At 66.5% G+C, this 5,950-nt stretch carries 6 protein-coding genes; all 6 read left to right on the forward strand.

Translation table 11 applies throughout. The features are described from left to right. Nucleotides 1–583 (forward strand): WS/DGAT domain-containing protein (locus AC1DYI_RS24410; RefSeq protein ID WP_477206728.1); only part of this gene is annotated, 583 nt, incomplete at its 5' end. 46 nt (nt 584–629) lie between these two features. After that, on the forward strand, nt 630–1,433 hold the full coding sequence (locus tag AC1DYI_RS24415) for an esterase/lipase family protein (protein ID WP_477206729.1): 804 nt from the start codon (nt 630–632) through the stop codon (nt 1,431–1,433). Nucleotides 1,434–1,443: 10 nt separating this feature from the next. Further along, on the forward strand, nt 1,444–2,328 hold the full coding sequence (locus AC1DYI_RS24420; protein ID WP_477206730.1) for an alpha/beta fold hydrolase: 885 nt from the start codon (nt 1,444–1,446) through the stop codon (nt 2,326–2,328). A gap of 54 nt (nt 2,329–2,382) precedes the next feature. Continuing rightward, on the forward strand, nt 2,383–3,393 hold the full coding sequence (gene dusA, locus AC1DYI_RS24425; RefSeq protein WP_477206733.1) for a tRNA dihydrouridine(20/20a) synthase DusA: 1,011 nt from the start codon (nt 2,383–2,385) through the stop codon (nt 3,391–3,393). Nucleotides 3,394–3,445: 52 nt separating this feature from the next. Further along, nucleotides 3,446–4,549: a hypothetical protein gene (locus AC1DYI_RS24430; protein ID WP_477206731.1), complete on the forward strand. Its 1,104-nt coding sequence runs from the start codon at nt 3,446–3,448 to the stop codon at nt 4,547–4,549. Nucleotides 4,550–4,881: 332 nt separating this feature from the next. Beyond that, on the forward strand, nt 4,882–5,892 hold the full coding sequence (locus AC1DYI_RS24435) for a hypothetical protein (RefSeq protein ID WP_477206732.1): 1,011 nt from the start codon (nt 4,882–4,884) through the stop codon (nt 5,890–5,892). Nucleotides 5,893–5,950: the final 58 nt, after the last annotated feature.

A 5,950-nucleotide genomic window follows, 5' to 3' on the forward strand; every position in this document is an offset into this window, starting at 1 on the left:
CATCAAGGTCTCGTCGGCGGCGATGAAGGCGACGATGGGCTCGCTCAAAAGTGTGTTGCCGACCGACTTCCCGAGCATCGGCGTGCCGTGGCTGATGGAGGCGGCGCGATCGATGTACGGCAAGGCCAAGGTCGCCGAGCGCATCCCACCGGTGGCCACGCTGGCGATCTCGAATGTGCCGGGCCCGCAGGTGCCGCTGTACCTGGCCGGCGCGCGGATGATGACCAACTACCCGACCAGCATCGTCGTGCACGGTATGGCGCTGAACGTGACGGTCCAGAGCTTCGACAAGCACATGGACTTCGGGATGATGGCCGACGCGGTGGCGATGCCCGACGTGGCACGCTACGCTGAAGCCGTGCGCGCCGCCTACGCAGACCTGCAGATGCTGCCGCCAGAAACCGCGCCGGTCCCGACACCGGCCCCCGTAAAGAAGCGGCCGACGACGAAAGCCAAGCCCACGGCGGCGAAGAAAGCCGGCGCCAAGCCAACTGCCAAAGCTGCGCCCAAGGCAACCACCAAGTCGGCATCTGCGCCTGCTCGCAAGACGCGCCGGCCTGTCACGAAGGCGACAGCGGCCTAGGGCAAGCGCCCGACCGGCGCGCGCAGCGGCTCGCTAAGATCGGGCCATGCCCGTTCATGACAACGATTCCAGCCCAGTGCGCGCGCCGGGCCTGCTGAAACTGGCCCTCGAAGGCCGCGCCCCTTGGGAATTTGCCGCGCTGCTGGCCAGTGCGCCCTGGCTGCGCCAGATCCCGGCTGGCGACGGTCACCCGGTCATCGTGTTTCCTGGCCTGGGTGTCTCTGACTTCAGCACCGTGCCGATGCGCAACTTCCTGCGCGACCGCGGCTACGCGCCGCAACCCTGGCGCCAAGGCTTCAACTTCGGCCCCCGCGAGGGCGTGCTCGAAGGCTGCATCGACCAGCTCAAGGGTGCGCACGAACGCACCGGCAAGAAGGTCAGCCTGGTCGGCTGGAGCCTGGGCGGTGTCTACGCGCGCGAACTGGCCAAGCAGCTGCCGGACCTGGTGCGCTGCGTCATCACGCTGGGCTCGCCGTTCGGCGGCCATCCGCGCGCCACCAATGCCTGGCGCTTCTTCGAATTCGTCAGCGGCAAGTCGGCCCATGACCCCGAGGTGATCGCCGAGATCCGCCGCCCGCCGCCGGTCCCCACGACCTCGATCTACTCACGCACCGACGGCGTGGTGGCCTGGCAATGCAGCCTGAACCCGCCGCTGCCGCACACCGAAAACATCGAGCTGCAGGCCAGCCATGTCGGCATGGGCATGAACCCACTGACGATGTACCTGATCGCCGATCGCCTGCGCCAACCCGAGGGCGCCTGGCGGCCGTTCGAGGCCGACGGCGTGCGGCGCTGGTTCTTCAAACCGACGCCGGGCGACAGCGGCTTCGCTGCAGCACAAGCCGCCTGACCGGTACCTCATGCAACTGAGCGCAAACGGCATTTCGATCGAGATCGAAGACGAGGGCTCGCCTGCCGGCGAGCCGCTGCTGCTGATCATGGGCCTGGGCATGCAGCTGACCAGCTGGCCGACCGAGATGGTGCAGGCGCTGGTGTCGCGGGGCTTTCGGGTCATCCGTTTCGACAACCGCGACGCCGGCCTGAGCCAGGGCTTCGACCACCTGGGCGTGCCCAGCTTGCCTCTGGCCACGGTGCAGCACATGCTGCATTGGCCGGTGAAGGCGCCGTACCTGCTGGCCGACATGGCGCGCGATGCGCTGGGCGTGCTGGATGCGCTCGGCGTGCGCAGCGCCCATGTCTGCGGTGCGTCGCTGGGCGGCATGGTCGCGCAGCACCTGGCGGCCGAGCACCCACAGCGTGTGCGCAGCCTGAACCTGATGATGACCACCAGCGGCTCGCGCAAGCTGCCGCAAGCCACCCTGGCCGCGCGCCGCGTGATGCTGCAGCGTCCGCGCACCAACGACCTGCAAGGCCTGCTGGAGCACTACGCGAACCTGTTCCAGGTCATCGGCAGCCCGGCCTATCGACCCGACCCCGACGCTTTTCGCGAGCGCATGCTCCACAACGTGCAGCGCGCCTGGCGCCCGGCCGGCACCTTGCGACAGCTGGTGGCGGTGGCGGCCGACGGCGATCGCAGCCCGATCCTGGGCCGCATCTCGGCGCCCACGCATGTCATCCACGGCGAGGCCGACCCGCTGATCCCTGTCGACAACGGGCGCGACCTGGCCCGGCGCATCGCCGRCGCCACCAGCGACTACATCACCGGCATGGGCCATGACCTGCCATTGCCGCTGCTGCCGCGCTTCGTCGACGGCATTGCGGCCAACGCCGCCCGCGCTGCCTGAAATCCAGCCCGCACCGATAATTCGGGGGTGAACGCCCCTGTGTCCCCGGCCGCGCTGCAAACGCCGGCCCCCGCTACTTCGCCCGTGCCCGATTGGCGCCTGTCCGTCGCCCCGATGATGGACTGGACCGACCGGCATTGCCGCTACTTCCACCGCCTGATCACCAAGCGGACGCGGCTGTACACCGAGATGGTGACGACCGGCGCGCTGCGCCACGGTGACCAGCCTCGGCACCTCGACTTCAACACCGAAGAGCACCCACTCGCGTTGCAACTGGGCGGCAGCGAACCCGAAGACCTGGCCTTCGCCACGCAATTGGCGCGGCGCTGGGGCTACGACGAAATCAACCTGAACTGTGGTTGCCCGAGCGAGCGCGTGCAGCGTGGTGCGTTCGGGGCCTGCCTGATGAACGAGCCCCAGCTGGTGGCCGACTGCGTGAAGGCGATGGTCGACGTGGCCGACGGCCTGCCAGTGACCGTGAAGCACCGCATCGGCATCGACAAGGAAGAGAGCTACGACTTCGTGCGCGACTTCGTCGGTACGGTCGCCGCGGCCGGCTGCACGGTCTTCATCGCGCATGCGCGCAACGCCTGGCTGAAGGGCCTGAGCCCGAAAGAGAACCGCGAGGTGCCGCCGCTGCGCTATGAGTTCGTCTACCAGCTGAAGAAGGACTTCCCGCAGCTGACGATCGTGCTCAACGGGGGGGTGCAGGGCAACGACGACATCGCCGAGCACCTGCGGCATGTGGACGGCGTGATGCTGGGCCGCGAGGCCTATCACAACCCCTGGCTGATGGCCGAGTGGGACCAGCGCTTCTACGGCGAGGCTGGCGCCGTGCCGGACCGCAGCCAGGTGGAAACCGCGATGGTGGCCCACATGGAGCAACTGGCCGGGCGCTACGGCGTGCCCTGGTCGCATGCGGCGCGCCACATGCTGGGCCTGCGCCACGGCCAGCCGGGCGCTCGGCGCTGGCGTCAGATCTGGTCGGACCACCGGCTGAAGGGCCAGCACCCCCAAGAAGTGAGTGCCGCAGCCCTCGCGGCGCTGGACCCCGGGGCGAGATAATTCCGCCCGGCCCTGATGTTTGGGCCGTGGATGGGATCGAAGGAAACTACAAATGCAACGCCGGTCTTCGCGTCTTTCTCTGCTGCCCGTCGGGCGGCTCTGTGCGGTGGCTACTGCAGCGGTGTTGACGATGGGCGCATCGAGCGCCACGCAAGCCGAGACGATCTACAAGGTCACCGAGCTGTTGATCGGCCCCAAGAGCGACGTCACGCTGTACTCGACCGGCCGCGCCATCAACAAGGGTGGCCGCACCGCAGTCGAATACGGCTACACGGTCTCGGGCTTTGCCGCCGCGCGTTGCCTGAAGGCGGTGTGCACGCAGATCCCCGAGCTGCAGGTGCGCTCGTTCCCAGCCACCACGCCGAGCGGCATCAATGACGCGGGCCACGTCACCGGCAGCTCATTCGCCGGTTTCACGACCCACGCCTTCTTGTACGACGGCACGCAAACCGTCGACCTGGGCGGCCTGCCCGACGACGGCTGCGGCGGCTGCATGCTCGACAGCTATGGCCGCGACATCAACAACAAGGGTGTCGTCACCGGCCTGGCCTACACGATCGACGGCAGCGCACGGGGCTTCATCTACAAGAACGCCCAGATGAGCAGCCTCGGCACGCTGGGGGGTGACTTCAGCGACGCCTATGCGCTGAACGACAAGGGTGACATCGTTGGCGTGTCGACCCAGAGCGGCGGCCAGCAGCGCGCCTTCCTCTACCGCGCCGGTCTGATGAGCGACCTGGGCACGCTGGGCGGCACGCACTCGGCGGCGTTCGCCGTCAACGAGCTGCGCCAGATCGTTGGCTGCTCGACGCTGGCCGGCGACTCCGAGCAGCGCGGCTTCATCCATCAGCTTGGCGCGATGACGCCGTTGCCTTCGCTGGGCGGCAATGAATCGTGCGCGCTGGGCATCAACCGCAACGGCTGGGTGGTGGGCTACTCGAGCGAGTCGAGCGGCTCGAACCTGCGCGCCGTCTTGTGGCAGGCCGGCGGGCCAGCGATCGACTTGAACGCCAAGCTCGACCTCAAGACCGGCAAGAACTGGGTCATCACCGAGGCCCGCGCCATCAACGACAACGGCCTGATCATCGCCACCGGCGAGCACAAGGGCATCACGCGTGCAGCGCTGCTGACGCCGGTGACCGTCGAGTCGAATTGAAGACTTGACTTCGCCGCACGGTATCCGTGCGGCTAATCGTCAAATCCGCCAAAAGTGATTGCGGCTTGAAACTTCCGCCTCAGGCGTGACGCTGCAGTAACCGATTACATGGCTGCAAATGCATGAGCTGTCGGTTTCCGCCGATGTGCGAAATTTCACAGAGCGACGTCGCGCGCATGCCTAACGTTTGAGATAGGGATGGTCTGCGATTTGCGCGGTGCGCATCCTGGCGGCGGTTGTTTCAACCACTAACTCACAATATGAGGGGAATCAGAATGCAAGCAATGAAGAGTGTTCGTGTCTCGCTGGTCTGCTTTGCCGGCCTGCTGACCATGAGCCAAGCGGCCTGGGCGCAACCTGGGTACAAGGTCAGCGTGGTGCCTCTGTTTCTGGCGCCGATGGACAGCTCGTTCGCCAGGGCCATCAACAGCAAGGGCTGGACGGCAACCGATCTGTACGTGCCCGTCGGGGGCACCGCTTCGTACCGCTGCAAGACCAATGGCTGCGAACGGATCCCCGCGTTGGGACTGAACCATCACGGTGGCACTGCGGTCAGTGGTATCGACGATGTCGGGAATGTGGTCGGGACGTCTCCGTATCTCAATCTCGGCCGCGCCTTCCTCTATGACGGCACGACCGCCAAGAATCTGGGTGCGTTCAACGAAGGCATCTGTGGCGGCTGCGACCTGAGCTCCATCGCCTACGGCATGAACAACCTGGGCCAGGTCGTGGGTGACGGCGAAACCATCGATGACAAGTGGCGTGCGTTCATCTGGCAGAACGACCAGATGACCAAGCTGGGCACGCTGGGGGGCGATTCGAGCCACGGCCGGGCCATCAATGACGGCGGCGACGTGGTCGGCAGTTCCACCCTGGCCGATGGTCAGGAACATGCTTTCCTCTATCGCAACGGCAAGATGCGTGATCTCGGAACCCTGGGCGGCACCCGCTCTGAAGCCAATGGCATCAACCAGGCGCGCCAGGTCGTCGGTTGCTCGACCGTCGCGGGTGATGCGCAGAAGCTGGCCTTCGTCTACGGGGCGGGCAGCATGACGGCATTGAAGCCTTTGGGCGGCGATCGTGCCTGTGCTTACGGCATCAACCGTCAGGGGTGGATCGTCGGCTCGTCCACGGTGACCCCAGGCATGTTGGATTACCACGGTTTCGTTTTTGACGGCGATCAGCTGTACGACCTGAACGACACGCTGGGCGACGACGACCGCGCCACCTGGCTGATCACCGATGCCAAGGGCATCAACAAGAAGGGGCAGATTGCCGCGACCGGCAAGAATTTGCTCGACGGTACCGTGAGAGCGCTGGTGCTGACGCCGGCAGCACGCTGAGCGACGGCGGTGCGCTCGGGCTCACCGGGCGCACCCAATGCCACCGGCCGTGCGGCAT

The sequence above is a fragment of the Ideonella sp. P3_A4 genome (assembly GCF_056403075.1).

What these genes read in the sequence shown, in the direction of transcription:
- AC1DYI_RS24415 (WP_477206729.1), top strand. Translation starts at nt 630, where the DNA reads ATGCCCGTTCATGACAACGATTCCAGCCCAGTGCGCGCGCCGGGCCTG.
- AC1DYI_RS24430 (WP_477206731.1), top strand. Translation starts at nt 3,446, where the DNA reads ATGCAACGCCGGTCTTCGCGTCTTTCTCTGCTGCCCGTCGGGCGGCTC.
- AC1DYI_RS24435 (WP_477206732.1), top strand. Translation starts at nt 4,882, where the DNA reads ATGAGCCAAGCGGCCTGGGCGCAACCTGGGTACAAGGTCAGCGTGGTG.